This window comes from Methanosarcina sp. UBA411 (assembly GCF_002495725.1).
GTDB lineage: Archaea > Halobacteriota > Methanosarcinia > Methanosarcinales > Methanosarcinaceae > Methanosarcina.
Map to the genome: position 1 here is coordinate 111,196 of NZ_DAGK01000031.1, position 26,969 is coordinate 138,164.

The following is a 26,969-nucleotide window of genomic DNA, read 5'->3' on the forward strand; positions in this document are numbered from 1 at the left end:
AGACTTTTTATCTTCTGATTTTTTACCTTTCAATTTTTTCAGAAATCCAACCATAGCGAATACCAGGGGAGTCCCAAATCCACCAAAAACAAGTTCTATATGCTTATACATCCATGACTGATCATCTTCCTCTTCTATAATATTCAAAGTAACTGCAATTTCTATCATTTGATTATGGATATAATCAATATAATCCGTTGGATTTTGAGATTTTTCAGAATCTTCGCCTGAAAACTCAGATTCTTTACTTTTTTCAGGTTTACTTTTAGATGTTCCAGTATTAACTTCTGTAGATTCAGAAAAAGCAGTTGTTACGTTTCTATCATTCTTAATTTCACCTTTATCAATTTTGAACCCATATGCATTCCCTGAGTTACCTGTTACAAGTTTGACTTTTAACGTATCTCCTGTATACCATTCTGTCCAGAAATCTTGATAATTGATACCCCAGCCACTCTCATAAGTCGCAAGCTTATTATCATATTTATCATAAAGAACGAGTTTATCGGAGGTGTCAGCAAGATTAAGACTTTCGAAGTGAATTCGTATCTGAGTGGCACCAGGTTTGCTTACATCAGGCCATTTATACTCAAAGTTATTTGCATAAGGATGATATGATTCGGCTAAAGAATTATTAGATATGCACATATCTGATCTGCTTTCTAATTTGTCAATTTTGAACCCATATCCTGTCCCTTGATCGCTTGTGATGAGTCTAACTCCCAACGTATCCCCTGTATACCATTCTGTCCAGAAGTCTGCTTTTGTGATGCCAGAATAAGTTACAAGATCATTTCCATACTTATCTAAAATAGTTAATTTTTCGTACCCACCAATATCTAAATCTGAAAAGTGAAGTCGTATTTCAGTAGCATCAGGTTCACTTATATTAGGCCACGTATATGTAGAATTATTTGCATAAGGATGTTTAGACTCGGCTAAAGATTCAGATGACGACGCAGATGTACACCCAATCATAATTATCAATAAACAACATAATACAATTTTTAAAACGCATAATCTAGTCATCTCTCCACCTTCTCAACTTTTAAAGAATTAACAATTAATAAAGTTCTCACAGATAGAGAAATAATAAACAGTAAACTTTTCGAAAAATTATCATGTTTTCAGATAGATTTCTTTTTACTGTTATTGATTTCTCATTTTAAGCGGATAACTTCTGAAGATCCAGCGTTTTTATTATAGTTGAATACCCAGCTGCAAACCACGGGGTGTGACAACTTTAATTCGAAGTTATGAAAAACTTAATAAGTAACTGTAAATAAATTGATTGAAAATCATCCAAAATTGAATGTCTCTCAATAGCATTATTTTCAAAGGTATTATGTGACACATATAATAATTTTTCGAAAAATTTAAAAAAATATTTTATATCGTATACCGATTAATTTTCAGTTTGATGAAATTCTAAAAATTGACATAAATATTAAGATACAAAGAGATATAAGAGGTTAAATAAGTAGTGAAAAATACTCTAGAATTATTATACAAAATAGAAAAATCATCCTCTTCAAAACTACACCTTTAAATCTCATCCCTTCCTTCTCTATCCCATAACATAACTCTTATAATTTATTCGGTGACTCTTTTATGAAGAACAGGCTTTACAAATATTATCCTGAAGATTTCGGGGAACTTACTGTTGACGTTTTGCATATGGATTTGGTGTTTGATGTTTATGATGACAGGACTAATGTGAAATCCGTACTCAGGGTAAGGACAAAGGACGCACCTATTGAAAAGCTTGAATTAAACTGCAGGGATCTTGAGATCCGGGCTGTGAGCTGCATACAGTACGAGGTTTCTTACAGATACCGGAAGGATGATGCGATTCTTGAAATTAATTTCAGGGAAGAAATTCCTCCACATACCGAGGTTGCAGTTATTACGGATACGGTTTGCAGGCCGACCAAAAATATCCTTGAAGGGCTGTACTACGACGAAACACCGGCAGGAGCTCCCCCTCAGCAGATAACGCAGTGCCAGCAGTGGGGATTCCAGAGGATTGTTCCGTGCATTGACGATATGGCCGCAAAATGCACTTACAGAACCACAATAATTGCGGATTCGCAGTACACAAACCTTATTACAAACGGTGATGTCGTAGTTGAGAGGCACACCGTAAAACCTGGGCGGGACAAAATCGTATATGACAACTCCATCACGCCTATGGCGACCTATCTCTTTTTCCTGGGGGCTGGGACTTATGCGACCTTCAAACGGGAATTTGAGTATCCTGATGGAGGCACTTTTATGCTGGAACTGCTCGTGCCGCCAAACTCAGATGCAGCAGCAGCCGAAAAAGCACTTGATATCCTGCACGATGCGGTTATGTGGGTTTACCTTTTTACAGGGCCCGAACAGTTTGATGAGGAGAAGCTGTCTGTCAGGAAGGAGCTCTGGGAGCTTGTCCGCATGCGAGAGAAGACGAAACTTGAGGCAAAGCCCGAATCCACACAGGAAGACCTTCAAAAGGTAAGGGACAGGCTTGCCGAGCTTAACAAAACCATCAATTCCGGATACAGGTATACAGGCACCGTCTACAGGGAAATCGGCATGCAGAACTCGGACTTCGGAGGAATGGAAAACGTCGGGAATACCACGATAACCACAAACCGCATAATGCCTTTCCCGCAGATGACGGACCCGGCTTACGAATATATGATCCGGGTCAAGGTACACGAGTACCATCACAACCAAAATGGATCAGAAGTCACCGGAAAAAGCCCGTTTGAGATCTGGCTGAATGAAGCCGTAACCGTGCATGTGGAAGAACAGCATCATGCCTTTCTCTTTGGGGAGGACTATAGTAGGCTCGGCAGAGTGCTTGAGCTGCTTGCTCCGGCTTCGGGAACTTTTGCCCTGGATTCAGGAGCAGCTTCCATGCCGATCATTCCTGATGGCTTCAATGACCCAAACGACCTGATTACCGCAGTCACCTACGTAAAAGCCCCGGAATACGTGCGTATGGTTGAGTTCCTGATAGGAAAGGACACCTTTGTCAGGGGTCTGGATAGATACTTCAAAAGATTCAAACATTCCAACGCAACTACCCAGGACTGGATTGAAGCTATGGAAGAAGAAAGCGGACAGCCTTTAAAGGAAATGGCTGAAACATGGCTGAAACAGACAAAGTACCCTGTAGTAGAGGTTTCAGCCGAATACGACAGAGCTGCCAGGAAATTCACATTTTTCCTCAAGCAAAAATACCCAGACGGCGGAAAACCCTGGGAGTTCCCATTCAAGGCAGCCCTTGTTGACGAAAACGGAAATGACCTTGTCGAAATCCTGGAAAGAGTTAGCGGGGAAAACTCAGAGATTGTAATCGAAAATGTGGACATGCCAGCCTTCCTATCACTTAATAGAGGCTATTCTTTCTACGGGAAACTTGTATACAAAGCAAGCCATGACGAGCTCCTGATTCAGGTAAGGAAAGACAGTGATACCATAGGCAGGTTTACAGCTTTCTATACCCTTGTTGACAGGGAAAAGCTAAGGCTCCTTAAAAATCCCGAATCAAAACCCTCTGAAGACTTTATCGAACTGTACTACAGGCTTCTCAATGACCGGCAGCTTCTCGAAAAGGCAGGTGGTCAATTCCTAACCATTTTTGAGTCTGTGGAGGATGAAGAATTTGCTCACAGGTACCAAGCTCTTTATGAAGTAAGACAGAAACTCCTGAAAGCCGTTGCCTGGAAGTATAAAAACTCGGTTATCTCCGCCTACCGTTTCTTTGAAAGTGCCTCTACTCCCAGGGATTCGACTCCTGAGGAGACAGCAAGAATAATCAAGAACAGGCAGGCTAAAAACGTCTGTCTTGGCATCCTTGCAGCCCTTGATACTCCTGACATCCATGTAATGATAAAACAGCAATTTGAGACTGCAACCTGTGCAACGGATCGGCTGAGCGCATTTGCAGCATACCTTAACAGCTCTGCGCCCGATAAAATAGAAGTCTTGAGAGCCTTTGAAGCTGAGTCAAAGAAAAATCTCGTTGCTTGGGAAGCTTTCCTCTCTGTAATAGGAAGTAACAGCAGCATCGACGCAGTGGAACTTGTCAGAGAAATGGAAAGGTCAGATGCTTTCAGGATTGAGCAGACAAATGACCAGCGTGCCCTTTATGGAAGCTTTGCCCGCAACCGGAAAAAGTCACTTCAGACCGAAGAAGGCAGGGCTCTCTTTGCAGAGATACTGAGAAAATTGGCTCCTGTGAACGAGTATAGCACAGTCAATATGCTCAATGCCTTTGCAAACATAGATCAGATGGAGTCAAAGTATCATATACCGCTGGTAAAGATCCTGGCAGACCTTCTCGGAGAACTTGACGCCCAGAAATACCCGAGTGTATATAATAGGATTAGGAAACTCCTGTTAGGAGCGCCGAAAGCTGTCAAAACATACGGTATAGCGCACGGAGAAATTCCGGAACTGAAGCCGGGAAATCCTGAGAGAAAGTAAACTTATACTTTGATCTTTTTTGCTCCGGTGCTATATCGCCGGAACAGAAATTTTTATTGAATTTTTAGTTAGATTTTCCATCTTTTTCTCGCAATTAAGTTGATGTTCAAACATTATTATACAGTTAGGAAGACACAATTTATAGCGCCACGAAGTTAGTTTAGTAAGCTATGATACAGTAGCTTTGTTTTCCTTACTCGAAACTATCAAGTTTTCTCTTTCTATCCAGGTTTTTTTGTATGAGTCCTGATAGACTGAGTTTAGAGAGTACTTAATATTTTAGAAAAAATTAGAGAATAGTGAGAATAGTATTACTGTAAGCTGACAATTAAGACTTTAGGGTTTCTTTTTTGCGTTTAAATTATTTACATATGTAGTAAAATATGTACAAATAATATTCAGCTCAAATTATATATTGTTATTCACCATATTATGCTTAACTACTCCAGTAGTGTTAAGGGGGTGCATATTGTGCGTGGAAAGACTATTAAATTTGCCAGTTTGTTTATCGTTCTATTAGTGTGTTTGACGATAATCGGAGCAGCGACCACAAAAACTTCTAATAGTGAGAAGGCAAATGCCTCTGAATATTGGAAGCCTGTGGAAAAGGCCATGGGTGAAAAGGGTAAGGTCAGCCCGGACGGTGCCATAAAGTTTACAATACCGATGACTTTAAATGTAACACTTGACGGCATAAAACTGAATCAGGCCTCTGAACGCTCTCACGACTTTGATTTTATGAGAGCTGGAGATCAGGCAATGATGGTCGGTGAAATAGGGGTTACGGAAGAGGAAGTAAAAAACGTATCCGATATGGTTCTTCAGTCAGGATTGCAGGTGACTGCAATACATAATCACCTACTACGAACGTCACCGCATATAACGTGGATACACATATACGGAAATGGCGATCCTATAGACATGGCTAAGAATATACGCAATATTACCGATTATGTCAACGGATATTCATCTGCTAGCGAAAGTGAGAAGTTCCAGAGTAAGGGAATTAATACCACAGAACTTGATCGGATTATTGGAGACAAAGGTTCGGCTGAGGGAGGAGATTATAATTACGATATACCCAGAGCCGATAAAGTGCGGATGAACGGCTATGTGTTGTCTCCGGTCATGGATGTATCAACAATGATAAACTTCCAGCCTCTTGGCAAGGGTAACGCAGCCGTTATCGGCGAATTTGTATTGGAAGAAAATGAAGTTGAGCCTGTGGTACGCACACTGGCAGCTAATGGCATTGAAGTTACAGCTCTTCACAGCCACATGATAACCGAGCAGCCACGGCTATTCTACGTACATTGCTGGGCTACAGGAGATGCCACAGAACTTGCAGGTATCATGCGTGAAGCTCTCAACGAAACAAATAGCAAGACAGGAAGCGAGAGTTCTTAAACTTCCGATTGCCGAAAATGTGAAAAGTTTAATCCTTGGGTGTATGATTAACACCCGCCTTTCATTTTAACCTGAAGATTTCCTGCGTTTTCTGGAGTCTATTATCTAGGAGTCTATTATCTAGGAGTCTATTATCTAGGAGTCTATTATCTAGGAGTCTATTATCTAGGAGTCTATTATCTACTTTTGAAACTTAATGTCAAAATAAGATTGTTTAGATTGTGAATAGATCGAAAAACCAAAATTGCGCTGGTGCCCCCTTCCAAACAACTGGTGCTTGACTGAAATAAAACTTTTTTGGGCTAGATGTCTTCGGGATAAAATATATATTAAACAAAGAATATATAATTGGCAAAATAAAAATTGGTGGACGAAATTCTAAAAATTTTTTCATGATGCATTAAAACCTAAGTTTTGAGATCGAGGTCTATTTTGAAGTAGAGTATTTTTGGAAGGGTAAGAATGGTACTTGAACTCACTAACTCGATTCTGGAGATTTTTGTTAGATTCTTCGAGCTTGTGAGTGCACTTCTTGTAGTATACGCAGGATTAAAGGCTGCAATTAAAATCTTACTTTTGGAAGCCTTCAAAAGACCTTACAGATATGAACAAATAAGGAAAGAGTTTACAAATAAAATACTCTTCACTCTAGAACTTTTAATAGTTGGCGATATAATCGTAACGGTAAGAAACCCTACAGTAAATGATCTGCTACTTGTTGGAGCTATTGTAGTGATCAGGACAGTTCTTGGCTATTTCCTGAGTAAAGAAGTTAAAGAGTATCACTTTGACTGAAAGTCGACTAACAAGTTTAAGCGAACTCCAGTAAGCTAATTCCAGCAAGTTAATTTCAGTAGTCAATTCCAGTAGTCAATTCCAGTAGTCAATTCCATATGTACTTCCTGGAGAGTGATAAAAGGTTGTTATCTGGATTGTTTGACAATTTCCTGCTCTATTTCGAATGGATTTTCGAAGCAATAGGTACAACTATTATTATTTATGGAGGATTAAGGGCAACAATTCAGATTTTACTTTCTGAGGTATTAAAAAAAACCCAGAACCTTGAAACAATAAGAAAGGAACTTACCAATAGAATACTCTTTGGACTTGAGTTTTATATCGTAGTTGCTATCCTTGGAACCCTGAGAAACCCGACTATACAGGATCTCACAGTACTGGGCACAGTTGTACTGATCAGGACAATTCTTGGTTATTTCCTCAGTAAAGAAGTAAAAGAATATCAGTTTGACTAAAGAAAAGAATTTAATTTCTCCGGGAAATTATAAATGGGTCTTAGCCTGCCTTTTAGTTCTTTGCTAGTGTTAATTTTATACCGTTAATATTAGTTTTGCTTTGACTTATACAGGCTATATGCAGAAGGAACAATAGAGAAAAAGTGAGCTTAAACATGCATTTTCTTATTATCAAACCCATAACCCACTTTAAGTTTGATTTTCGATTTTTAAAGATATTTGCTTATAAGAGCAAATAGTGCTCGAAACAGCATAATTTAAAAGTAAGTAGTGTATTAAGGATACAAAATATTATTAAACTCTAATATGATACTAATTCAAAATCCAGATTATCCTGCCTAAACTCGGGCTATCTAACACTAGTCAGGTATGAGTAAAACCTGGAACCCAAAAATTTAAAGTTATCAGAAACAGGAGCAATTTAATGTATCATCTCAAATGTATCGAATGCGGTGCAGAGTATTCCAAAGATGAAGTAATCTATACATGCAGCAAATGTGACGGGCTGCTTGATGTAATCTATGACTATTCCTCAATTAAACTTGACATGGAAAAACTGAAGACCGAATGCCCATCGGTATGGAAGTATGCAAAACTTCTTCCTATAGAAAGAGAACCTGTTACGATTAGGGAAGGCGGAACTCCCCTCTATAAATGCGACCGTCTGGCTGAGAAAATAGGGATTAAAGAGCTCTACGTAAAGCACGAAGGCATGAATCCTACAGGCTCTTTTAAGGATAGGGGAATGACTGTAGGAGTTACAAAGGCGCTTGAGCTTGGTATGAATACCGTGGCATGCGCATCTACGGGAAATACCTCGGCAGCCCTTGCAATCTATGGTGCAAAAGCCGGGATTCCTGTAATTGTACTTTTGCCTGCAGGAAAAGTAGCTCTTGGAAAGGTAGCTCAGGCCCTTATGCACGGGGCAAAGGTTCTTAGCATTCGAGGAAATTTTGACGACGCACTTGAGCTTGTGCGTACCCTCTGTTCCCAGGAGAAAATTTATCTCTTAAACTCGATCAACCCCTACAGGCTTGAAGGCCAGAAGACTATCGGTTTTGAGATTGCAGACCAGCTCGGCTTCAGGGTACCTGACAGAGTTGTCCTGCCAGTAGGAAATGCAGGAAATATTACAGCTATATGGAAGGGCTTCAGGGAGTTTAAGAAGCTCGGCATAACTGATTCGCTTCCGAAAATGACCGGAATCCAGGCTGCAGGCTCCTGCCCCATTGTAAGAGCCATAAAGAACGAGGCGCCGGAAATCACTCCTGAGGAAAACCCCGAAACCGTCGCAACAGCAATCCGGATCGGAAACCCTGTTAATGCGAAAAAGGCCCTGGCTGCAATCAGGGAATCCGGCGGGACTGCAGAATCGGTTACTGACGAAGAAATCCTTGCAGCCCAGAAAGACCTTGCAAGGCTTGAAGGCATAGGTGTCGAACCTGCAAGTGCAGCCTCGGTTGCAGGGCTTAGAAAACTTGTTGATATGGGTGTTATAAGCAGAGATGAAACCGTTGTCTGTATCACTACAGGGCACCTGCTTAAAGACCCGCAGACTGTAATTGACATCTGCGAAGAGCCTATTGTTGTAGATGCCAGTATAGAAGCCATTCGGGAAGCTATCTTTGGAAAAGCGAAATAAAATCTAAAAATCGATGGGCGTGAACACAAATGGAGCAGGATTATAAGCCTCACGAGATCGAAAAGAAATGGCAGAAAAAATGGGATGAGAGCCGAATTTTCCAGGCCGAGCCCGATAAGCGAGAAAAATATTTCATAACCATCCCCTACCCATACCTGAATGGAAACCTGCATGCAGGACATACCCGGACTTTTACCATAGGGGATGTTGTTGCAAGGCACAAACGGATGCTCGGGTACAACGTGCTTTATCCTATGGGCTTTCATGTAACAGGCACACCCATTGTGGGGCTTGCGGAACTAATTGCAAATCGGGACCCTCAGACCATGGACGTTTATGAACGACTTCACGGGATTCCCGGAGATATCCTGCCAACGCTCGATACCCCTGAAAAAATTGTTGATTATTTCAAACTTGAGTCCGAAAAAGCCATGCGCAATATCGGGTACTCCATTGACTGGAGACGAAAATTTACTACGACTGACCCGACGTATAAAAAGTTCATAGAGTGGCAGTATACCCGGCTTGAAGAAAAGGGCCTGATCGTAAAAGGCTCCCATCCGGTAAAATGGTGTCCTAACGACAATAACCCTGTAGAGGATCACGACATCCTGCATGGGGAAGAAGCTACCATTGTCGAATATACGCTGATCAAGTTCCGGTATAAAGACCTGGTCTTACCCTGTGCAACCCTCAGGCCAGAAACGACATACGGAGTGACTAACCTCTGGGTCAACCCTGACGTAACTTATGTAAAAGCAAAGGTCACCCAGGGCGAAAGCGAGGAGTTCTGGGTTGTCAGCAAAGAAGCTTTCCGAAAACTTACTTTTACGGACCGTACAGTCGAGTATGTTGAAGACGTACCTGCAAAATCCATAATAGGAATAAAACTCACAAATCCGGTTACAGGCGGCGAAGTGATTTCCCTTCCTGCATCTTTTGTCAGGCCCGAAAACGGAAGTGGAATAGTAATGAGCGTGCCTGCCCATGCACCTTTTGACTACCTTGCTCTTCGTGACCTTTACGATGTTGACCTGAGTGAGTATGGGATAACCGAAGACCTCAGGAACATCAAATTGATTTCCCTTATCAAGGTACCTGAATTTGGAGAGTTTCCCGCAAAGGAAATCGTAGAAAGCATGGGGATTACAAGCCAGAAAGACCCGAAAGCCGAGGAAGCCACAAAGATAGTATACAGAAGGGAATTCCACGGGGGAGTCCTTAAGGAGCTTACAGGAAAATATGAAGGACAGGCTGTCTCCAAAATCAAGGATATCCTTACCAGGGACTTCATCAGCTCAAATGCAGGGGAGACCTTTTATGAATTCAGCGAACCTGTTGTTTGCCGCTGCGGCACACCATGCGTTGTAAATATGGTCAAAGGCCAGTGGTTCCTTAATTATTCAAACCCTGAATGGAAAGCAAAGGTTTATAAATGCCTCAGCCAGATGCGGATTATTCCCGAAGAGTACAGGGTCGAGTTTGAAAACAAGGTTGATTGGCTTAAGGATAAAGCCTGCGCTCGCAGAAAAGGCCTTGGAACCCACCTTCCCTTTGATAAGGAATGGCTTATTGAGTCCCTTGGGGATTCGACAATTTACATGAGCTATTATATCATTGCGAAGTTTATCGAAAATGGCGAACTGAAGATAGAAAATCTTACCCTTTCATTCTTTGACTATGTTCTGCTCGGAAAGGGCGACCTGGCAGCAACCAGTGAGGATACCGGAGTTAGTCCAAAGCTTCTTGAGGAAATCCGCAGGCATTTCAATTACTGGTATCCGGTTGACCTGCGCTCTTCAGGAAAAGACCTCGTCCCGAACCATCTGCTCTTTTTCCTCTTCCACCATGTAGCCCTTTTTGAAGAGGAGAAGTGGCCAAAAGCTCTTGCAGTAAACGGTTTTGTCTCCCTAGAGGGGCAAAAAATGAGTAAGTCCAAAGGTCCCATCCTTACAATGGAAAGTGCAGTCAGCAAATATGGTGCGGATATAACAAGGATGTATATCCTTTCCACAGCCGAGCAGACACAGGATGCCGATTGGCAGAGGACAGGGATAGAATCAGCCAGAAGGCAGGTGGATAGGTTCTATTCTTTTGCAAAGGATGTTATAGAGAGTGGAAAACGTGCAGATCTGAGTACTGAGCTAAAGCAAATAGACCGCTGGATACTCTCGAGAATACAGAACTACATTCGGGAGACAAATGCAGCCCTTTATTCTATCCAAACAAGGGAAGCAATCCAGAATTCTTTCTTCCTGCTGCAAAATGATGTTAAATGGTACCAGAGAAGGGGAGGAGAGACCATGCTCTACTATGTGCTGGATAACTGGGTCAGGCTTATGGCTCCTTTTACCCCGCATCTCTGTGAGGAAATCTGGGAAGCAATGGGACATGAGGATCCAATATCCCTTGCGCAGTACCCGCTCTATAATGAAGACCTGATAGATGACGGCGCGGAGCTTGCCGAAGAGATGATAAGGGGAACCCTGGAAGATGTTGAGGAGATTATAAGGGTAACAAAGATGACCCCGCAAAAGGTTCATCTCTATACGGCCCCTGCTTGGAAAGCCGAAGCCATTAAGTGCGCCTGCGAGATACAGCTTGAAGGTTCACTCGAAGTAGGCACCCTTATTAAAACACTGATGGCGAACCCTGACCTCAAGCGCTTTGGCAAGGAAATCCCTAAGTTCGTACAGAAGCTCGTGCCGGAGTTCAAAAGCGGGGGCGCAGACAGGTACGAAATCTTTACAGGCCCTGGCATTGATGAACAGACTCTCCTTAAAGAGGCAGTTTCCTTCCTAGAAAAAGAGATCGGCTGCCCGGTTGAAGTCCACAGTGCTGACTCTCCTGCCTATGACCCTGAAAAGAAGTCAAGGTTTGCTGAGCCCCTGAGGCCTGCAATCTACATAGAGCAGTCTAAGAAGGAAGAATAAATTACTTAAAAGGCCAGATGTGTCACGTAATTGATCGGCCAATATTACATCGGGGGAACCGGAATGTAACCCCCGAATGCTCTTTTTTCTATGCTTTCAACACTTTCCATGCTTACAGTAAATAGATAAATTACAAAAATTAGTAAAGTTCAGTTCTCCTATCTTCAAAAACAGGAATAGCCTTTCGAATCTTGTCTTTTTCGGACAGGTCAAGGTTGTAAACAATTACACACTCTTTGTTACCTGCATCGGCTTTTACTTCGCCCCAGGCGTCGATTATCATTGAGTTCCCAAAGTAGGTGAGGTCAGGAGCCGAACCCGTGCGGTTACAGGCAATATGCGGGATCTGATTTTCGATTGCTCTTGCCCTTGCCAGGGTCTTCCAGTGTTCAGACCTTGGATTGGGGAAAGCAGCTGTAGTTACAAGCAAGTCAGAGCCGGCAAGGGAAAGTTTTCTTGCAACTTCGGGAAAACGGAGCTCATAACAAATCTCAAAACCGATTTTCAGGTTCTGCTTTTTTAGAGTTATGGGTTCTATTGAGCTACCCCTGGAAAAGTACTGGTTCTCAGCCTTAAAGGGGTGAGTTTTTCGGTAACTGCCTGCAAGAGCCCCAGATTCAAAGCAAAAACCGAGATTATAGTAGAGGATGGATTTACTCGAGTCCGAAAGAGCAGAATAATTAGAATCCGCAGGTTTCCTACTAACAGAAATCTCTTCAGAGGCAACTTTTTCAATTACAGAACCTAGGATGATGCAATCATTGGCTTCGGAAAAACAGGCCAGATTTTCAAGGATAGGGGAGGGAAAGGTTTCTGCTGCATGGTCAAAGTGCTCGTAGCAAAAACCCGTTGAAAAAACTTCGGGAAAAACAATAAGTTCGGCTCCTTTTCTTACGGCTTCGAGAGCCATATAGAGGGCTTTTTCAAGGTTCTTCTGCTTTCTGCAATGTAACACATCCATCTGGATACAGGCAACTTTCATATCATAAACACCAGCCAACCATCAGCAAACGGTTAGAACTATTAAGGTAAACAAATTTAAAGAAAAAATTTAAAGAAATTAACTTGGATAAACGGCTTAAAGAAATGAATCTAAAGGAAGTGAATTTAAATAGAGAAATTTCAAATTAATTAAATGAGAATTTCTTAGGGAAGCAGGGTAGTTTGCTTACTCTTTGCTACCAGGCCCTCGAGGTCAAGCCTGTGTTTTATCAGTCCTGCAAACACTTCATTTGCAAGTCTGGTTACCTCTTCCCTATTTTCCCGCATTTCATACGCAGGGTCATCAGGAGGAATCTCAATCTTTGTAATATCAGCCCTGGCTTTTTTCAAATGTGTATCCTGCACCTCACAAACTATGCCGGGCTTTTCCAGGTACTGCTCAAGGTGTTTTTGAGTAATTCCTATGAGCTTCAACTCCCTGCGGAAACAAGGCCTTTCAAACAATCTGGAAACTACATATACACCCACAGGAATCCTGAAATCCAGATTGATTTTAAGAAGCTGTGCCCTGAGAATAGAATAGAGCTCTTCTGGATCAGAAAGTTCAGGAGACCTGAATTCCTTGTTTTTATCGGACAGAGGCTCTGAAGTTTTTTCGGGCAGAGTATAAATTTTTGAAGGGGGGATTTCGATTTCATCCAGAATTTCAAGATCCCTTAGAGCCCTGAGATAGCCTGTTAGAACCAGGCGGTGTTCATCTATACCTATGGCTTTCAGTTCTCTGGAAAGCCCGCTTATTGAGAGCCGCCTGCCTTCAAGTAGTTCCAGGATTTTAAGGTTGAGTTTTTCTTCCATCTGTACCGACATCACGTTTTATTGTTGTTAATTTATTCTTCAGGGCTCAGGCCAGGAAAAAATCTCGAATTTCAGAGCAACCGGCAAATATGTCCATATTTTCCCGACTCTTTAAAAAGACCTGAACATTCTCTGGCTGTAAGAGAAATAAACAAGAAAATTACAGGAAGTAATATACACGATGTAACTATCCTGCATAATATAAAGCTTATGAGAGAGCCTGTAAGTGAGAAGTATAGGAAGTTTAGGAAGAGACATCCAAGTTAATATAAAAAAGATTTGTGGAATACTCGCGATAAAATATAGTGAAGATTTAAATAAAGAAAACTCGGAGTCTTGTGGAAAAATATCTAATATAACCGTGCAAAAAAACTTTTAACATAGTACAAAGAGCAATTTTCTGGCAAGAAAACGCTTGAAATAAAATAATGGATATAATTTTCTTATATTCATTATTAGTTAAATAAATAAGAATTGAGCCTTTTTTCCAGCCGAATTGGAGGGCAATGCTTAAAAATGATAATTGCTATCTGAATTAAGCTTAAATTGATTACACAAGGCTGCAAAAATGATTACGAAATTAATTCCTAGGAAAGTATTCTTTACAAGTGGAGTTGGTACACACTCCGAACATCTAGAATCATTTGAAGTTGCACTCCGAGATGCAGGTATTGAAAAATTTAATCTTGTAACTGTAAGTTCTATCTTGCCTCCTAACTGTGAGATTGTATCCAAAGAAGAAGGTCTCGGAGAGTTAAGTCCTGGAGAAATAGTATTTTGTGTAATGTCCAGGATCTCTTCCAATGAGCCAAGAAGGACACTCAGCGCGTCGGTAGGTTGTGCACTCCCACAAAATATAAACAAGCACGGTTATATATCAGAGTATCATGCCTATGGAGAAACCGCTCAAGAAGTAGGGGAACATTCAGAGAAACTTGCAAGAAGTATGTACAGCACCTGGACAAACGAAGCCCCTCTCAGGACACTCAGTTTTCCCAGGTCATCTTCCGTAAATGAAAACGGAGACTGGATGACCGTGATATCTGTAGCAGTCTTTACTATATGAACACTAACAGTATGCATGAAACAATTTCGATTGTTTACAAACATGAAATAAAAACTGCTTATCATACTGTCAATTTCATATTCTTTGATCTATATTTAAATCTGGCAAATCTATCTTCTTAAAGAAATTTTACCTCTGTTTGATATCATCAGGGGAAGTGTCCGCATATATTGATATTTAATAAAAATTATATAATTACCTAGCGCTATTTGCATATCTTACCGCCTGTCGCAAATGTCTTCAGGTATTAGGAGTCACGCAAAACTATCATTATCTGCTTATTAGGAGAATGGTATGCATCTTAATGTATTCACAGATAACCCAACCGTTCCGATAGATGTAAAGGATAGGTCTGTAAGCGAATTAATGGATGGAATGCTCAAAACAGGCTTCCAGGGAAGAAAGCTGGCCGAATCCGTCCAAGCCTGGCATAACATGCTTAAAGAAAAGAATATGACTGTGCTTATGGGCTTGTCCGGGGCTATGGTTCCTGCGGGCATGCGCAGGGTTATTTCCTATATGATTCGGGAGAGGATGATAGACTGCCTTGTAAGCACAGGAGCTAATCTTTTCCACGATTCACACGAAGCGCTCGGCAAGAAACACTATGTGGGTTCTCATCTGGCTGACGATGAAAATCTCTTTGAACATGGCGTTGACAGGATTTACGACGTTTTTGCAGTAGAAGAGGAATTTAGGACCACAGATAACCTGATTGCGGATTTTGCAGCCGATATCGGGGAAATTTCCTGTTCCTCAAGGGAGTTCATGCGCCTGCTTGGCAAGGAACTGGTAAAGCGTGGAGCGGCCGAGGATTCTATAGTCGTAAGTGCATACAGGCAAAATGTTCCTATCTTCGTTCCTGCACTTTCGGATAGTTCAATAGGGATCGGACTTACTATTGCAAGAAGAAGAGGATTGAAACTTGAGATTGACCAGATAAAAGACGTTGACGAAGTCACGCAGATTGTGGAAAAATCAGGGAAAACCGGAGTCGTTTACATTGGAGGTGGAGTCCCGAAGAATTTTATCCAGCAGACCGAAGTAATAGCTTCTATTCTTGGAATGCAGATCGGAGGGCATGATTATGCAATTCAGTACACTGCTGATGCTCCTCACTGGGGAGGGCTTTCAGGCTGTACTTTTGACGAAGCTGTTTCCTGGGGAAAAATTGCAGCTCAGGCAAAAAAAGTGCAGGTCTTCGTGGATGCTACTATTGCTCTCCCTATTGTAGCCCATGCACTTCATGAAAAACGCCGCGAATTGAAGCGGAATGCCCCGATTTTTAATTGGGAAGAGCCTGAAGGGCTTGATATTGATTACAGCGAGTAATCAAAATTACGAATAGTTATTATATTTGAAAGCTTATAACGTAAGACGAGAAGGAGAGGAGTATATGGGTAAAAGAACTCGAATAATTAACGATCCTTCCTATTTAGTACCATTACTCAGGACTTTTGGGTCAAGAACTCACAAAAAGATATTTGACGCACTTTCAAACAAATGGATGACCAGAGCAGAAATAGACGAATTCATGGGTACGGACTCATCAAAAAGCCTTCATATCCTGAAAAAAGCCGGACTTCTAGAGAGCCAGTGGAGAGTTCCTGAGGCAGGGCAAAAACCTTCCAAAGAATACCACAGTTCCTATTCCAAGGTTCAGGTTAATTTCCAGTGTTCTTTTGAGGACTTAAGCGATATAATCATGCTGACCTTCAAGCCATACGAGGAGGTCAAAGACGCAATGGAAGAACTGGAAAGGCTGGTAGAAGAAGGAAACACCTCTATGAGCAACCTCACACGGACGCTTAACAAAAACCCATTTTATATTTGTGCTGTGGCTCGCAGATCTGAAAGACTTTCTGTAATGGGACAGAGGTTAAAATTAATTGAAGATGTAGAGGAGAACTACGATTGATGATCAAAATCCTCCAGACTAAAAGCGGAGTAACCAAGTTTCAGGTTCTTATCGAAATTGCAGCCCACCAGCCGAATGTAAGACAAAAAGAAATTGCCGAAAAGATTGGAATAACCCCCCAGGCAGTTTCCGAATATATTAAAGAACTTGTAAACGACGGGCTGATAGTTACTGAGGGCCGTGTTCGGTATAGGATTACAAAAGAAGGTGTGGAATGGGTTCTTGAAAATGCCACCGAAATGAAGCAGTACGCCCGCTTTGTCATGGAGGATATAATCAGCCATGTTTCAACCTGGACAGCCATTACAAAAGAGGATGTAAAGGAAGGCCAGCAGGTATACCTAAAAATGGAAAAAGGACTCCTGTATGTGAGCAGCACAGAAAAAACAGGCGCATCAGGCACCGCAATTTCCGACGCAACTGCAGGGGAAGATGTAGGCGTTACAAGCCTGAGAGGCCTGATCGACCTGGAAAATGCTACAATTACTATATGCAAGGTTCCCAGGATTGAGCGTGGAGGATCAAGAAAAGTAGATATTGAACGCTTGAGATCCCTGACAAGCTCAAAACCCTATATTGCAGCTATCGGTGTAGAAGCACTTATCGCCTTGCGCAAGACCGGCATAACCCCGAATGTTATGTTTGGAACCAATGAATCCGTTATTGAGGCTGCATACCATGGTCTATCTTCCCTTGTTGTCTCAGTAGACGAACAGGTTCCTTCCCTGCTTAACAGACTAGAGACCGAAAATCTTGAGTATGAACTCGTAGACCTGACCCTCGAATAATTCATGCTAACTTTGAATCAATTCCAACTTTGGGGTTTGGGTCAAAACTTTTAATTTTTTAAAGCATTGCCATCTACTGGATAACTGTATCAAAAACATTGGGCCAGTTGATTATGCCGCCACATCGTTTTCTATAAAACTTTTTATTAAAAGGCTTCTTGCATCATAGATTTATCTTTAAACGGCATGTCTTATACAATAAGGAGACTACTCATGAAGCTGATTGTGCTTTCCGATACTCATCTGAAAACCGGAGAAATTCCCCAGCAACTTCAAACGCTCCTTGATGAGTGCGACCTCATAGTTCATGCAGGGGATTTCAGTACTGTAGAAGCATATAACGACTTCAATGCCAGCGGTAAGTTAAAGGCCGTTTTTGGAAATGATGACACTTCAGAACTCAAAAGGCTCCTTCCCGAAAGACTGAAATTCGAAGTCGAAGGCGTAAAAATCGGGGTTATACACGAAGGAGGGCTTTCGGTTACCGATACAACTGCTCAGGGTTACCTCGCAAAAGAAATGGAGGTAGATATTCTGATCTTCGGTCACCTGCACCGACCTTTGATAGAGAAAAATGATGTCGTGCTTGTTTGCCCCGGCTCTCCCACCAAACCCAGAATGTCAAATCCAAGTGTTGTAGAACTCATAATCGAAAAAGGAAGTATTAATGGCAGGATAATTACTCTTGAGGGAAACACCTGCGATTACATAAAGTTCCGAGACTCCCTGAAGAAACACAAACATGAAGAAGACCAGAATGATAAAAAGGCTTAAACGTCTCTGAACTGGCAGGAATGGCTCGAAGGGGATCACAATCTGGACTATCTAATAACCTCAAGCAGTGCTTATTTCTGCTTGAAATCCAGCACGCGCCTTGCTAAGCAGGGTTAGGGAAGTTCAATTTTTGCAAGCTCGATTTACAGGGTTTCCAGTTTGAACACTACACCTGTGCCCTGAAGGCTCAGATATACTTTATCCCCAAATTCGAGAATTTTCTCGACACTGACATTGCTATTCCAGTTGTATACAAAATCGTAGCTGCCTTGCATTGGTTCGAACCCCAGAGACATCAACCGTCGGTTTATTTCTGATGGACGGGCTCCTTCACTGCTGAACCAGACCAGAAGATAGGTTTTCACAGGATCATCTCACGTATTAGTTTAATTATTTACTACTGAGTTTTATCCAAACACAAGTTACTCATTTTATACCATGTCTCGTTTATCTATGTATATTTTGCCTCTTCTAGCTCTGGATCGATGACAATAATAAATCCTTAATTGACAGAAGTATGTATTTTACTTCGGGGAATAACAGAACAATATTTAATTCCAAAAATAAAGATGATTAATCCTTAAAAAACGGGCCAATTTTTAAGGACCTCATAAAAAAGAGGAAGATTGTGGAGGCCAGATATTCTCGGTTGATGAACGGATAATAATTATCAATGGGATAATCTTAGTTATGGGAAAAAAGAGAGTACGTGAAAAAATAAATAATCACGTACTTTTATGCCAAAGAGGAATAGAAAGTTAGAACTCCTTCGAACTTAGTCTCTGTAATAATTAAACAGCAACATTTCTCCTGAATGTGCGTCAATCCATACTGAAGCAGGATAGTTATCGTCCTTTGAAAAACTTGAATCCATGAACCTGATCCACCATGCCAGATGAGTTTTATCTTCATCGTCCTCTTTCCAGACAAGATTCGACGAAATAACTTTTACAGTATTTGCTTTTTCTTCTCCTATGGACGGTTCGTTACTCATGTATTCTTTGAGAATCTCAACTGCTTTTTCATCCGTAATGCTTGGTTCCGTATCAATGAGTGCTATCTCTTCTTCAGACATAGACCAGCTTTTGTCATAGCTTGAAACTTCGCCTGTTTCTGCATTAACATCAAGCAGTATTCCATCGGAAAGAGAAGGTATTCCCCTAATAATTCTTGCGTAACTTACATGATAATTTCCTGGCAGATCATCCGCAGCAGGTCCTATGTAATTTACATCTTCGAGCTCAATCTCATTAATTTTTTCCGCTGAAACCTTGGATTGAATATATTTTTCTGCTATTTCCAGAGCATCATCTTTACTTACACTGTCTTTGCCCTGTACATTCTTGATCCATCATATACAAAAAGTTGCTCTCCATTAGAGGCATCTATTCCTGTTAAGATGCTTTTTCCATTAGTTGTTTTTGAGCTTATTTGCCAGATTATCCCAAAATTTTCATCATCAATCAGTTCTCCATGGATAGATTCATTGATTACTTCCGGATTTTCTGATATTATTTTGTTTTTTGCATCCTCAAAACTAATATTTACATTTGCAGTTGATGGATCAAGGTATTTTGTTTGCTTTGCATCTTCTTTCGTAAATATAATTCCTCCCTCTTCAGAAGCAAAAGCCGCAAATATTGCACTTGCCAGTACCAAAGTCAAGATACAAATTTGACTAAGTCTCATAATCTTCTCTCCTTAAGGTCTTAAACACAAGTTTGAATTTCCTATAAATCTGTTATTGGCAACATCTACTGAATCTCCAAACTCCTCTTCTACTTCTCATGCTGCATAGTTGGCAGCTTCAGAAACAGTGACATCGGTGAAAGTAGCCATATCAAAGAATGCAGAATAAAAGCGGGCATTATGTAAGGTGTTAACAGTGTCTTTATACCCAAAGTAGGTATCAAAACCGTTGTTAATAAACGCGTTTCCTAGATCTGTGTATTTTGCAGATTCACATGCCCCTGCAAAAATGAACCCTCCGCCTCGTTCGTCCATCCAACTGTTCACATCCAAACTATATAGACAGCTTTCATTACAGACTTTGAACACTATCAAAGTCAACTATACCTTTACCTTTAGGCATTCAAGAGTTCAAACCGATTTTTCAAGTTCAGTTCAAAACTATATCATTTTTTTCTACTTTAACATGATAATAGTAATTTTCAACATAAACTTCTCTTCGAGACTCAGGCTTTTTTCAAGAATTTTTGGAGAGAGTCATAAGGCGTAAACCCTGTTGCTTCTTCGGGTTTGCTGCAGGACCAGTATAAGGGCGAACCCCTGCGCAGGATAGTATGATGAACATAGAGGATTTCGCCGCCCTCGTGGCCACTCCATACCTATTGAACGGCGGATTTGTGCATTAACCAAACCAATTGAGACCAAAAAAGGTTAATGAAAATGAATTTTTACCGTTTTTCTGGAATTCCCGAACGGATATATTCGACATGATCCGAAAGATAATAACGCATAGAGTCAAGGGATTATTCAAGAGCTTCAAAGGTTTTATCGTTGCACTCCTTGAGGGACTTATAACCGTAGGAGTGGGCAGTAAAAATGAGTTCAGAGGCTACAGCTACACAGTGCCGCCTGCTTGCTGCATTCCATGCAGATCTGCCGTTAAAACTTGAAAATAGAAAATAGATAGAAAGGAAAAATAAAAGCTGATTTTCTGAATAAAAAAGTTAGGGGCATTTATCCCCGATTTTGATAGTATGGTCTTTACTCGTTTAGATTTTATTCTCTGTCTTTGAGGGACTCAAGCGTCTTTTTTACCAGCGCACGGTAGTGACCGGTATCAGTCAAGTAGTGTTCTTTTGCAAGTTTTGAGTTTTGGTCTATCTCTGCCTCAACTGCCCTTATTCTCTCAAGAGTCTGCTTTGCAGTATCAAGCACCCAGAGATTCCGTGTAAGTTCATCAACCTGCTGGATGGATTCTGGCCGGATGGAAGTCAGTACATTTCCATCATCTGTGGTATAGGTGCTTGTTTTACCAACAACTGCTACAAAAGCTGGCAACTCGCACTCAGCGAGGAACTGAGCTGCTTCGGGCTGGTACTGTCCAGCATAAACTAGGAAGGAACCTGTTGGGTCTGAGACCCTTCCTCTCCAGTATTCTGAATCAGTGCCGATATCTTCCTTTTCGATAAGTGTGCCAACAAGGAAGATGCGGTTTACTTTAGCCCCTGTGGGAGTCAACAGATACTGCGGAGCATACTGATCACTTTCATCCCTTGAGGTCAGATTCGAATCCTTTAGTTCCTGAGCAAAAATCCTGCGAGCAGCTTCTCTGAAAAAGCCTGGCATTTACTGCACCTCCAGTTCAACAAGCATTTCATCAATCATTTCTCTATCCAGAGAAGTCCTGGGAGTAATTGAATCTACAAGGATATAGCGATCAAGCTTATGCCCGGTTACGGTATAGTACCTGCCTACCAGTTCATTTTTCAATTTATCCAGCACAACTCCGGGATCAAGGGCATCTGCGGCCATTGCAATTGCAGTATCTAGAGAAAGCCCTGCAAGCTTTTCAGTAAGTTCTCTGTTAATCAGAGCATCCTGAGTGGAAGTTCCGGAATCCAAAACTGCTTTTATTCTTAGATCATATTCCCCTTTTACTTTCCCGTGTTCTGGGCAGGCACCTTTAACCAGAGCCCTTTTACACTCAGGGCAGCGTTTTATGAGGCCTGAACCGGTCTGGATATCCACCATTGCTCCGAAGTATGTGGAAGTTGCTGATCCAACTTCGATATCTTCGTCAAGTTCTTCAATAGAACTTGACCGGTTAAGCTGGATTTGGGCTTTACCGCCCCATTCATTGACAACTACATTTTTCAAAATGTAGCTTTTGCCTTCTTCCATATCTGGAAGTTCGGAACTGGCCCAGTTAGTGAATTTTATGATACCTGTTTGATCCCCTAGAAGCCCTGCCTGCTCAATCGATTCGTGAGAGTTTTCCCAGAGCTGAACCACTTTTCCTCTGACTGTAGCCCACTGGCCTCCAACAAGGTCGGAGATATTTCTGAGCTCGGATTCTCTTGCAGCAGTCACGAAATCTCCTCCTCCAACCCCAATGACCTCGTCCAGTTTTTCTACTGAACTGTTCTTGTTGAGCTGAACCTGGAATCTGCCATTGTACTCTCCTACAACAACACTCCTGAAAAGGTAACTCTCTCCCTGTTCAAGTTCAGGCAGTTCGGCATTTTTCCATTCTGTAAACTTTATAATTCCTGTTTCATCCCCCAAGAGTCCTACCTGAGAGATGGACTCATGAGTATTTTCCCAGAGCTGGACAACCTTTGCCTTAAGGTTTGCCCACTGTCCGTTTTCCGAGATGTCCACAATCTTGGTAAGTTGTGGTTCAGCCTGCCTAACGTAAAATTCATTCTTCGGGATGGAATATTTCTTTAAAAAGTAGTTGGTTACGCTACGCTGGGCCTCGTTTGAAGGAACTTTAAATTTTGTAATAAGTTCGTCAAGTCTGCTTTCGATGTCCTCTACAGGCACATCGATTCCAAGCTTTAAAAATCGATCTCGAATAGATTCGGCTGTTTGCTTCATTCTGTCCTACCTCAAGCCTCTTGGTTAGATTTATTGTATAGAGAGGCGTTTTGATATACAACGCCACAGCATATAAAGTTAAGGAAAGCGGAGTGAAAGTATTTCCTCAAGACAGTAACCAGTATACGGAAAAGCTCGTCTTAAGACTGCGAAACCCGAGGAACTGGTTCCTGAGGACACTCTTATGCTAGGTAATAATTACTATATTGATATAATTACTATATTGATAGTGTTTTTGTATTCCAATGCAATAAATACCTGCTTCTTGCTGAGTTCAATTTAGAAGTTACTTCATGACATAATCCAAATTTTTTTAAAGGTTATATGCTCATACTATACTTAAACTTATTTATACAGAGGTTTGCGCTTCATTACAAGGAGCCCATTCGGCTTCTCTGAAAAAAGTAAGGATTTTAAAATATTAAAAATCTGAGATTTTAGTTCAGTGTTTACCTATCTATATAGAAATTGGATATATAAACACAGATTTTAAGGGCTAGCCGAAAAAGGTTCTTGCAGAAAAGTTGAAATCATCGCAGAGTAAAAGATAGGAAGTAAGAAAACATCCAGAGATCACCAATATCCAGACAATCCATAAACATAGACTGGCAATATTAAATATTGAAGTAATGTTCTAAAGTATAACTGCTACCAAAATATAACTATTCTTGAAGCGCAATTATTCTCGAAGTACAGCTACTCATAAGTACAATAATTTTTTAAATTTTAGTTTTAGGCGTTTCAATGATATCCAAAGTTTCTTGCTTTATACTTTTATGAAGAAGCATAAATTGTTCAGAAAAATCGTAAGAGTTGTATTAATATTTTTCATAAGTTGCCCAAAATGTATAATAAATATACAATAGTTAATCAAAATTCTAGTAGGAAGAATTCTTAAAAAATTGCCCGGAATTCCAAGAGTTAGGAGGCATAAGATATAAAGGTAGGAAATGTATATCTGAGTTATAAAATAAATAATTTTTGAGTAGTTAAGAAGAGAGAAATTTCCTATAAAAGCAGGGATAGAGGATAAAATTTCACCACATTTTACAGTTTAGATACTGGAGTTGTTCATCAATATGGAGAACTTATTTTTTAATTATAGAGGATTACTTTTTTATCGTTAGTTATCCCTTATACAGCAAGACATCTGAGATATATTTATGCAACATATTTCATCCAAAACTTCTGAAGGTAATGTATAAATTCTAAAAAAGGTTCTTTAAATTTATGAAAGCTATCATCCTTGCAGCAGGAGAAGGGCTGCGCTGCAGGCCTCTTACTCTGACTCGTTCAAAAGTCATGCTTCCTATAGCCAATAGGCCTATTCTAGAGCATGTAATAGATTCGCTTGAAAAAAATGGGATAACTGAGATAATATTAATTGTTGGATATAAAAAAGAACGCATAATGGACTATTTTGAAGACGGACTGAATTTCGGAGTAAAAATAAAGTACGTTGAACAGAAAGCTCAGTTAGGTACTGCACACGCAATTGAACAAGCAAAAAAGTGGATCGTCCCCGAGGACTCGGAATTTCTCGTGCTTAATGGAGATAACCTTGTGGAACCGAAAACTATTGCAGATCTTTTGAACAATTATGAGGGAGATGCAAGCCTTCTGACCGTTCGGATGGAAGAGACCGCAGGCTACGGCGTGGTTCTAGAAGAAAAGAAGAGAGTTACAAAGATTATAGAAAAAAGGCCTGGAGACCTAAGCCGTATCGTAAATACCGGAATTTATGTTTTTACTCCGCAAGTCTTTGAAACTATCGAAAAGACTCCTATATCCGAAAATGGGGAATATGCAATAACCGATACCCTCCAGCTTATGATTGACGAAGGGAAAATCATTACTTCCGTTCCTACCGAATCAAAATGGCTTGATGCGGTCCATGCCTGGGATCTATTAAAAGCAAATGCCATAGTCTTAAATTCCGCCAGGAACCTAAGGCTTGAAGGAGGACTGGAAGAGGGGGCTGTAATAAGCGGGAAAGTAGCAATAGGAAAGAATACTAGGATTCGCTCAGGAACTTATATTGTAGGCCCTGTTGTCATAGGGGAGAATTGTGATATAGGCCCCAATGTAGTTATTCTGCCCTCCACAACAATAGGAGACAATGTATCAATCAGATCATTTACCGAAATTCAGAATAGTATAATAATGAATGACTGCAGGATATACTCACACGGGCAGATCTCAAATTCCATAATTGGAAGCAACAATACAATTGGCTCAGGTTTCTTTGTTGAAGAAAAAGAAGGCTTGTCGATCATTATGAACGGAACTATTCATCGGGCTCCAAAACTCGGCACCATCTTTGGAGACGATAACCGGATTGGGAACCGCGTACTTTTGAAAGCCGGAGTAACAATCGCTGTTGACTGCCAGGTTGAATCTGGAAACACCATATACAGAGATCTATCCCGTCATTCAGTGGTTCTTTAATCCCAAAAAGGTGGAAAAAATGTGTGGAATCGTAGGATATGCAGGAGAAAATTCTGCTGCATCTGTCATCATAGAATCACTCAAAAAACTCGAGTACCGTGGATATGATTCTGCTGGAATTTCGGTTCTGGGCAGCGGAATTGACACATATAAATCAGTAGGGAAAATTATAAACCTTGAAGCCATAATTCCAGAAAAAATAAGTGGCAACATTGGAATAGGGCACACCCGCTGGGCAACTCACGGGCGACCCAGCACAATAAATGCTCACCCCCATAACTCTGGAAATCCATGTAAGATTTCGGTTGTGCATAATGGAATCATAGAGAACTATATGGCATTGAAAGAGCAACTGACTGCAGAAGGATATGAATTTAAATCTGAAACCGATACTGAAGTAGTCGCACACCTCCTGCATAAACACATATACGGGAAGCCTGAGGGAACAGAAACAAAATGTGAACTTCTTACAGGACTCCGAGAAGCGCTAAAAGAGATTGAAGGTTCTTATGCCCTTGCAGTTCTCTGTGCTGATGAACAGGGAAAACTCGTGCTTGCCCGGAAAGACAGCCCACTTGTTATAGGACTTGGCAATGGAGAAAATTTTGCTGCATCGGATGTAACAGCTTTTTTGAATTATACAAGGGATGTCATTTTCGTAAATGACTTTGAAACCGCAGTTCTGACTCCTACCAGTGTAGAGATCTTTGACAGGGAAGGAAAGATCCGAGAAAAGAAGATAGAAAAGATTGAATGGGACTTTGAAGCTGCTGAAAAAGCCGGTTACGAACACTTCATGCTTAAGGAGATCCACGAGCAGGTTAGTGCTATTCATAATACACTCGCAGGTAAGTTTTCGGAGCTTGAAGGAACGATATCACTTAAAGAACTTAATATGACCGAGGATGAGATAAAGAAGCTCTCAAGAGTCCAGATTCTGGCATGTGGAACCTCTTGGCACGCAGGATTGCTTGGAAAATACCTTTTTGAGCAGCTTGCAGGAATTCACTGCGATATAGATATCTGCTCGGAATACAGGTACAGAAGCCCGGTTATAAGTGATGGGACTCTTGCCATTGCAATTACCCAATCAGGAGAAACTGCAGACACCCTTGCGGCCGTCAGGGAAGTAATGTCCTACCACTGCCCTACACTTGCAATTACAAACGTTGTAGGAAGCACCATTACGAGAGAAACTAACAGTGTGCTCTATACCAGAGCAGGGCCTGAAATAGGAGTCGCAGCGACCAAGACATTCAGTACCCAGCTTACACTTCTATATTTGCTTGCCGTAAAGTTCGCCCTTTCAAGAGGCAAGCTAAGTCCTAATTATGTTAAAGGGTTTATTACGGATCTAAGAAAAATACCAGGTCAGATTCAGCAGATCCTTAGCCAGAAAGAAGTAGTCAAGGAATGTGCAGAGAATTTTGCTCAAGCAAAGAGCTACTTCTTCCTTGGCAGGCACCTTAACTATCCGATTGCCCTTGAGGGAGCTCTCAAGTTAAAAGAGATTTCATACTTGCATGCTGAGGGTTTTGCCGCAGGTGAGCTTAAACATGGGCCGATTGCTCTCCTTGAGAAAGGAACGCCTGTAGTTACAATTGCAACAAGAGGGCAGACTTACGATAAGGTGCTAAGCAACATAAAGGAAGTAAAAGCTAGAGATGCTACGGTTATTGCAGTAGCCGATAACAAAGACACCGAGATCGGAAAATATGCGGATGTTGTCCTAACGATTCCTCAGAGTAGCGAACTGCTTTCTCCGCTGCTCAGTGTTGTAATCCTCCAGTTGCTTGCTTATTATACTGCTCTTGCACGGGGATGCTCGATTGACAAGCCGCGCAATCTTGCAAAAAGTGTCACCGTGGAATAACGGAAAGACTGAAAATAAAAAA

The 26,969-nt window shown here is 41.1% G+C and carries 22 protein-coding genes and 2 pseudogenes; 14 read left to right on the forward strand and 10 right to left on the reverse strand.

Annotated elements, in window-relative coordinates:
• Positions 1 to 1,029: pseudogene (locus BP861_RS11700) on the reverse strand (hypothetical protein); the annotation flags it as partial.
• Between the two features lie 582 nt (positions 1,030 to 1,611).
• Here BP861_RS11700 and BP861_RS11705 point away from each other — a divergent pair.
• The 6 genes from BP861_RS11705 (at position 1,612) to leuS (ending at position 11,714) form a co-directional block, all read left to right on the forward strand.
• A complete protein-coding gene (locus tag BP861_RS11705) occupies positions 1,612 to 4,479 on the forward strand; it encodes a M1 family metallopeptidase (protein ID WP_292375729.1) in 2,868 nt (955 codons plus the stop codon).
• A 519-nt stretch (positions 4,480 to 4,998) separates the two neighbouring features.
• Positions 4,999 to 5,886 (forward strand): LppY/LpqO family protein, encoded by an 888-nt coding sequence (locus BP861_RS11710; protein ID WP_292375730.1) that lies wholly within the window; start codon positions 4,999 to 5,001, stop codon positions 5,884 to 5,886.
• A 462-nt stretch (positions 5,887 to 6,348) separates the two neighbouring features.
• A complete protein-coding gene (locus tag BP861_RS11715; protein ID WP_292375732.1) occupies positions 6,349 to 6,681 on the forward strand; it encodes a DUF1622 domain-containing protein in 333 nt (110 codons plus the stop codon).
• 125 nt (positions 6,682 to 6,806) lie between these two features.
• Complete coding sequence (locus BP861_RS11720; protein WP_292375734.1) at positions 6,807 to 7,139, forward strand: DUF1622 domain-containing protein; 333 nt, start codon at positions 6,807 to 6,809, stop codon at positions 7,137 to 7,139.
• 424 nt (positions 7,140 to 7,563) lie between these two features.
• Positions 7,564 to 8,781: a threonine synthase gene (gene thrC, locus BP861_RS11725; RefSeq protein WP_292375736.1), complete on the forward strand. Its 1,218-nt coding sequence runs from the start codon at positions 7,564 to 7,566 to the stop codon at positions 8,779 to 8,781.
• 29 nt (positions 8,782 to 8,810) lie between these two features.
• Positions 8,811 to 11,714, forward strand: coding sequence for a leucine--tRNA ligase (gene leuS / locus BP861_RS11730; protein ID WP_292375738.1), 2,904 nt, complete (start codon positions 8,811 to 8,813; stop codon positions 11,712 to 11,714).
• A gap of 139 nt (positions 11,715 to 11,853) precedes the next feature.
• Here the strand turns inward: leuS and BP861_RS11735 are convergent, their stop codons facing one another.
• Both BP861_RS11735 and BP861_RS11740 read right to left on the reverse strand, forming a co-directional pair.
• Positions 11,854 to 12,696: a carbon-nitrogen family hydrolase gene (locus BP861_RS11735; protein WP_292375740.1), complete on the reverse strand. Its 843-nt coding sequence runs from the start codon at positions 12,694 to 12,696 to the stop codon at positions 11,854 to 11,856.
• Between the two features lie 164 nt (positions 12,697 to 12,860).
• The gene (locus tag BP861_RS11740; RefSeq protein ID WP_292375742.1) at positions 12,861 to 13,523 is read right to left on the reverse strand and encodes a hypothetical protein; all 663 of its coding nucleotides are present in this window, start codon (positions 13,521 to 13,523) and stop codon (positions 12,861 to 12,863) included.
• Between the two features lie 556 nt (positions 13,524 to 14,079).
• Between BP861_RS11740 and BP861_RS11745 the strand changes: the two genes are divergently transcribed.
• The 5 genes from BP861_RS11745 to BP861_RS11765 all read left to right on the forward strand — a co-directional run bounded on the left by BP861_RS11745 (position 14,080) and on the right by BP861_RS11765 (position 18,057).
• On the forward strand, positions 14,080 to 14,577 hold the full coding sequence (locus BP861_RS11745) for a pyruvoyl-dependent arginine decarboxylase (RefSeq protein ID WP_292375744.1): 498 nt from the start codon (positions 14,080 to 14,082) through the stop codon (positions 14,575 to 14,577).
• A 294-nt stretch (positions 14,578 to 14,871) separates the two neighbouring features.
• Positions 14,872 to 15,909, forward strand: a complete 1,038-nt coding sequence (locus BP861_RS11750; RefSeq protein ID WP_292375746.1) for a deoxyhypusine synthase — start codon at positions 14,872 to 14,874, stop codon at positions 15,907 to 15,909.
• Between the two features lie 64 nt (positions 15,910 to 15,973).
• Complete coding sequence (locus BP861_RS11755) at positions 15,974 to 16,495, forward strand: ArsR family transcriptional regulator (protein WP_292375747.1); 522 nt, start codon at positions 15,974 to 15,976, stop codon at positions 16,493 to 16,495.
• Entirely contained in the window at positions 16,495 to 17,283 is a 789-nt protein-coding gene (locus BP861_RS11760; RefSeq protein ID WP_292376062.1) for a winged helix-turn-helix transcriptional regulator, read from the forward strand. Before BP861_RS11755 ends, BP861_RS11760 begins: the two co-directional genes overlap by 1 nt.
• A 213-nt stretch (positions 17,284 to 17,496) precedes the next feature.
• Positions 17,497 to 18,057: a metallophosphoesterase gene (locus tag BP861_RS11765; RefSeq protein ID WP_292375749.1), complete on the forward strand. Its 561-nt coding sequence runs from the start codon at positions 17,497 to 17,499 to the stop codon at positions 18,055 to 18,057.
• Between the two features lie 143 nt (positions 18,058 to 18,200).
• On the opposite strand, the gene BP861_RS11770 is transcribed toward BP861_RS11765, so the two are convergent.
• From BP861_RS11770 to BP861_RS11790, 5 genes and pseudogenes are all read right to left on the reverse strand, one after another.
• Positions 18,201 to 18,422 carry a hypothetical protein gene (locus BP861_RS11770; RefSeq protein ID WP_292375751.1) on the reverse strand — a complete coding sequence of 74 codons (222 nt, stop codon included), beginning with the start codon at positions 18,420 to 18,422 and terminating at the stop codon, positions 18,201 to 18,203.
• 410 nt (positions 18,423 to 18,832) lie between these two features.
• A complete protein-coding gene (locus BP861_RS11775) occupies positions 18,833 to 19,132 on the reverse strand; it encodes a hypothetical protein (RefSeq protein ID WP_292375753.1) in 300 nt (99 codons plus the stop codon).
• A 66-nt stretch (positions 19,133 to 19,198) separates the two neighbouring features.
• Positions 19,199 to 19,405, reverse strand: a pseudogene (locus tag BP861_RS16050) (ATP-dependent 26S proteasome regulatory subunit); the annotation flags it as partial.
• On the reverse strand, positions 19,375 to 19,746 hold the full coding sequence (locus BP861_RS11785; protein ID WP_292375754.1) for a hypothetical protein: 372 nt from the start codon (positions 19,744 to 19,746) through the stop codon (positions 19,375 to 19,377). The pseudogene BP861_RS16050 and the gene BP861_RS11785, both read right to left, overlap by 31 nt.
• A 96-nt stretch (positions 19,747 to 19,842) precedes the next feature.
• The gene (locus BP861_RS11790) at positions 19,843 to 20,061 is read right to left on the reverse strand and encodes a hypothetical protein (protein ID WP_292375756.1); all 219 of its coding nucleotides are present in this window, start codon (positions 20,059 to 20,061) and stop codon (positions 19,843 to 19,845) included.
• Positions 20,062 to 20,513: 452 nt separating this feature from the next.
• Here BP861_RS11790 and BP861_RS11795 point away from each other — a divergent pair, with 452 nt between their 5' ends.
• Positions 20,514 to 20,696 (forward strand): hypothetical protein, encoded by a 183-nt coding sequence (locus BP861_RS11795; RefSeq protein WP_292375758.1) that lies wholly within the window; start codon positions 20,514 to 20,516, stop codon positions 20,694 to 20,696.
• A 106-nt stretch (positions 20,697 to 20,802) separates the two neighbouring features.
• On the opposite strand, the gene BP861_RS11800 is transcribed toward BP861_RS11795, so the two are convergent.
• Both BP861_RS11800 and BP861_RS11805 read right to left on the reverse strand, forming a co-directional pair.
• Positions 20,803 to 21,372, reverse strand: coding sequence for an RPA family protein (locus tag BP861_RS11800; RefSeq protein ID WP_292375760.1), 570 nt, complete (start codon positions 21,370 to 21,372; stop codon positions 20,803 to 20,805).
• Positions 21,373 to 22,626 carry a replication protein A gene (locus BP861_RS11805; protein WP_292375762.1) on the reverse strand — a complete coding sequence of 418 codons (1,254 nt, stop codon included), beginning with the start codon at positions 22,624 to 22,626 and terminating at the stop codon, positions 21,373 to 21,375. It abuts the gene before it with no gap.
• Positions 22,627 to 23,856: 1,230 nt separating this feature from the next.
• Here BP861_RS11805 and glmU point away from each other — a divergent pair.
• Complete coding sequence (gene glmU, locus BP861_RS11810) at positions 23,857 to 25,074, forward strand: bifunctional sugar-1-phosphate nucleotidylyltransferase/acetyltransferase (protein ID WP_292375764.1); 1,218 nt, start codon at positions 23,857 to 23,859, stop codon at positions 25,072 to 25,074.
• A gap of 19 nt (positions 25,075 to 25,093) precedes the next feature.
• Complete coding sequence (gene glmS, locus BP861_RS11815; RefSeq protein WP_292375766.1) at positions 25,094 to 26,947, forward strand: glutamine--fructose-6-phosphate transaminase (isomerizing); 1,854 nt, start codon at positions 25,094 to 25,096, stop codon at positions 26,945 to 26,947.
• The last annotated feature ends 22 nt before the right edge of the window (positions 26,948 to 26,969 follow it).

Bases quoted from the DNA above. Each gene is read 5' to 3' on its own strand.
- BP861_RS11705 (WP_292375729.1), top strand. From the start codon at position 1,612: ATGAAGAACAGGCTTTACAAATATTATCCTGAAGATTTCGGGGAACTT.
- BP861_RS11715 (WP_292375732.1), top strand. From the start codon at position 6,349: ATGGTACTTGAACTCACTAACTCGATTCTGGAGATTTTTGTTAGATTC.
- thrC (WP_292375736.1), top strand. From the start codon at position 7,564: ATGTATCATCTCAAATGTATCGAATGCGGTGCAGAGTATTCCAAAGAT.
- leuS (WP_292375738.1), top strand. From the start codon at position 8,811: ATGGAGCAGGATTATAAGCCTCACGAGATCGAAAAGAAATGGCAGAAA.
- BP861_RS11735 (WP_292375740.1), bottom strand. From the start codon at position 12,696: ATGAAAGTTGCCTGTATCCAGATGGATGTGTTACATTGCAGAAAGCAG.
- BP861_RS11740 (WP_292375742.1), bottom strand. From the start codon at position 13,523: ATGTCGGTACAGATGGAAGAAAAACTCAACCTTAAAATCCTGGAACTA.
- BP861_RS11745 (WP_292375744.1), top strand. From the start codon at position 14,080: ATGATTACGAAATTAATTCCTAGGAAAGTATTCTTTACAAGTGGAGTT.
- BP861_RS11750 (WP_292375746.1), top strand. From the start codon at position 14,872: ATGCATCTTAATGTATTCACAGATAACCCAACCGTTCCGATAGATGTA.
- BP861_RS11755 (WP_292375747.1), top strand. From the start codon at position 15,974: ATGGGTAAAAGAACTCGAATAATTAACGATCCTTCCTATTTAGTACCA.
- BP861_RS11760 (WP_292376062.1), top strand. From the start codon at position 16,495: ATGATCAAAATCCTCCAGACTAAAAGCGGAGTAACCAAGTTTCAGGTT.
- BP861_RS11765 (WP_292375749.1), top strand. From the start codon at position 17,497: ATGAAGCTGATTGTGCTTTCCGATACTCATCTGAAAACCGGAGAAATT.
- BP861_RS11775 (WP_292375753.1), bottom strand. From the start codon at position 19,132: ATGTCTGAAGAAGAGATAGCACTCATTGATACGGAACCAAGCATTACG.
- BP861_RS11785 (WP_292375754.1), bottom strand. From the start codon at position 19,746: ATGAGACTTAGTCAAATTTGTATCTTGACTTTGGTACTGGCAAGTGCA.
- BP861_RS11790 (WP_292375756.1), bottom strand. From the start codon at position 20,061: ATGGACGAACGAGGCGGAGGGTTCATTTTTGCAGGGGCATGTGAATCT.
- BP861_RS11795 (WP_292375758.1), top strand. From the start codon at position 20,514: ATGATCCGAAAGATAATAACGCATAGAGTCAAGGGATTATTCAAGAGC.
- BP861_RS11800 (WP_292375760.1), bottom strand. From the start codon at position 21,372: ATGCCAGGCTTTTTCAGAGAAGCTGCTCGCAGGATTTTTGCTCAGGAA.
- BP861_RS11805 (WP_292375762.1), bottom strand. From the start codon at position 22,626: ATGAAGCAAACAGCCGAATCTATTCGAGATCGATTTTTAAAGCTTGGA.
- glmU (WP_292375764.1), top strand. From the start codon at position 23,857: ATGAAAGCTATCATCCTTGCAGCAGGAGAAGGGCTGCGCTGCAGGCCT.
- glmS (WP_292375766.1), top strand. From the start codon at position 25,094: ATGTGTGGAATCGTAGGATATGCAGGAGAAAATTCTGCTGCATCTGTC.